Source organism: Spongiactinospora gelatinilytica, assembly GCF_003236385.1.
Classification (GTDB): Bacteria; Actinomycetota; Actinomycetes; order Streptosporangiales; family Streptosporangiaceae; genus Spongiactinospora; species Spongiactinospora gelatinilytica.
In genome coordinates, this window is the sequence record NZ_POUA01000873.1 from 1 (window position 1) to 436 (window position 436).

The following is a 436-nucleotide window of genomic DNA, read 5'->3' on the forward strand; positions in this document are numbered from 1 at the left end:
GTTTGACCCGGCAATACCGCAGGATGCACGTATCGCAGAGAATTTTCTGAAGCCTGTAAATCTTTTTGGGGCGCGCTATTCGCATTATCCGTGCGTGGGTGGTGTGTACGCGGTCTTCCGCCTGATTAAAGATGACAGCGAGGATATTCCCACTTTCGAAGAACTTGGCTACATGCCACAACAAATCCAGACAATCAGGCGAATGTTACAACGCCCGGAAGGAATTATCGTTTTATCCGGCCCTACAGGGTCCGGTAAGTCAACGACTCTGAGAACGGCTTCAGAAGCCTATCTGAGCACGTTTGGTTTCAACCATAACGATAATATGCGTCTCCCCCGAAAACGCCTTTTCACCATTGAATCACCGCCGGAGGGCCGCATTCCCGGCGCAATACAGACGGCAGTCAGGGATTCCGTCGATGGCTGGGTTGACGCG

General features: G+C 52.1%; 1 protein-coding gene. It reads left to right on the forward strand.

The features are described from left to right. Positions 1-436 (forward strand): ATPase, T2SS/T4P/T4SS family (locus tag C1I98_RS39835; RefSeq protein ID WP_199537602.1); only part of this gene is annotated, 436 nt, incomplete at both ends.